General features: G+C 64.7%; 1 protein-coding gene. It reads left to right on the top strand.

Annotated features, from left to right (window positions below; genetic code table 11):
* Positions 1-590 precede the first annotated feature (590 nt).
* On the top strand, positions 591-2,057 hold the full coding sequence (gene ltrA, locus ACI2LP_RS34305) for a group II intron reverse transcriptase/maturase (RefSeq protein WP_404728451.1): 1,467 nt from the start codon (positions 591-593) through the stop codon (positions 2,055-2,057).
* The last annotated feature ends 116 nt before the right edge of the window (positions 2,058-2,173 follow it).

The following is a 2,173-nucleotide window of genomic DNA, read 5'->3' on the forward strand; positions in this document are numbered from 1 at the left end:
GTGCGCCGTGAGGCGCTTGTTGTTCGAGTGGAGGTGAAAGACCACCACCAATTCCCTGTCGCAGCAGGGGGTTTGAAGCTGAGGGCAGTTCGAGCCGGGAGGTGCCGGTGAGGACGGCAAGCGGCCCTGACAAAGCCGGGACGTGCCAGTACTGCCAGATGGCGCGGGTCCGGCGAGCGAGACGGAAAGGAGTACGAGAGGAACCGGTGCTGACGCTCCCTTAATCCACACCAGCTCGAATCTGGTGGATATGGGCTGGATGCGGTGCGTTTCCGCCTTGATAACGGGGCGGGAAACTTCCCGAGGACCGCCACTCTGGGCTCGGGGAGGCCACAGCGAAGTGCTGCGGGGTAACTGTGGCGATGCCGCGGGGGTAGAGCCGGGCTCCTAGTCCGTCGATCGAACAACGAGTGAACACGGGAACCGTCCTGGCCCTGACCTGGGGCAGCGCGTCCAGCGCCGTTCGAGGCTGGGCCCACCGTCGGCCGATCGGGCCGGGACGGGGCGGAGCCGCCGTAGTACTCCGAGCCGGGGAAAGCCCGGCACATGGGGAAGGGCGGCAGCGGAATCGAGAAGGGAAGGAGGCTGCAATGCCGAAAGACGCACTGCTGAATAGCAATGCCCCTGAGGCCCCTATGGGGTCTCACCAGCGGGTATCGGGGATGCAGACCAAACTTCACCGTTGGGCGGCGGCCGATAAGGGCCGCAGGTTCGACGATCTGTTCAACCTCGTGCACGACCCGGCGACGCTGCTCGTGGCGTTCGAACGGGTCGCGGGAAACAAGGGCGCGAACACCCCAGGCGTCGACGGCCTCACGGCCGTCAACGTGGAGCGCGAAATTGGCACTCAGGGGTTCCTGGAGGACCTTCGGCGCGTACTCAAGACGGGTGAATTTCGCCCGCTGCCGGTGCGTGAACGCAAGATCCCCAAGCCCGGTGGTAGTGGGAAGGTGCGCAAGCTCGGCATCCCGACCATCGCCGACCGGGTGGTCCAGGCCGCTCTCAAGTTGGTGCTGGAGCCGATCTTCGAGGCCGACTTCAAGCCGGTTTCGTACGGTTTCAGGCCCCTGCGGCGGGCACACGACGCGATCGCCGAGATCCACTTCTACGGAACCAACGGCTACCGCTGGGTCCTGGACGCGGATATCGAGGCGTGCTTCGACTCGATCGACCACACGGCCCTGATGGACCGGGTGCGAGCGCGGGTCAAGGACAAACGCGTGCTGCTGCTGGTCAAGGCGTTCCTCAAGGCCGGCGTCCTCACCGAGAGCACCGTCCGCGAGACGTCCTACACCGGCACCCCGCAGGGCGGCATCCTCTCCCCTCTGCTGGCGAACATCGCTCTGTCGGCGCTCGACGAGCACCTGATGAAGCCGTGGGAGCCGGGCGGGAAGACGTCCACCACCTCTCGACGCGGACAGCGTCGTCGCAAGGGTCTGCCGAACTGGCGGATCGTCCGCTATGCAGACGATTTCGTCGTCCTCGGGGACAGCAATCGCGACGACGTCGAAGTGGTGCGCGAGGAGATTGCCGACGTGCTCCGACCTTTGGGTCTTCGCCTTTCTGAGGCCAAGACGCAGGTGGTGCACATGTCGGAGGGGTTCGACTTCTTGGGGTTCCGCATCCAGTGGCGCCGCAAGCGAGGAACGGACAAGTGGTACGTCTACACCTTCATCGCTGACCGGCCTATCCGGCAGCTGAAGGACAAGATCCGTGCCCTGACGAACAGAAAGTCGCAGCAGGACCCAGGACAAGTGCTGATCAGGCTCAACCAGATCATGCGCGGCTGGGCCAACTACTTCAAGCACGCAGTCGCGAAGGTCACCCTGAAAACCCTCCAGAATTTCGTCTGGCATCGGGTGATCAGCTGGTGGATCGTGATGTACCGCTGGAGGTGGAAGGACGTCCGCCGACGTTTCACCGACCACAACGGCCGGTGGCACAAACCCTCGGCGGGTGGGATCGAACTGTTTGACCTTCAAGCGGTATCGGTCACCCGATACCGCTACCGAGGCAACACGATCCCCAACCCCTGGAACGGCCTCAACCGCGCCTGAACGGCAGAGTCCGTGGAGAGCCCGTTGCGTGGAGACACGCACGGCGGGTTCGGCGAGCGGCACGGAGAAACGGACCGGTGGCAACACCGGCACCGCGCTCCGTGCCGACTCAACCC

The sequence above is a fragment of the Streptomyces sp. NPDC019890 genome (assembly GCF_044903445.1).
Taxonomy (GTDB): Bacteria; Actinomycetota; Actinomycetes; order Streptomycetales; family Streptomycetaceae; genus Streptomyces.

Coding starts and splice junctions, on each gene's coding strand:
- ltrA (WP_404728451.1), top strand. CDS start 591: ATGCCGAAAGACGCACTGCTGAATAGCAATGCCCCTGAGGCCCCTATG.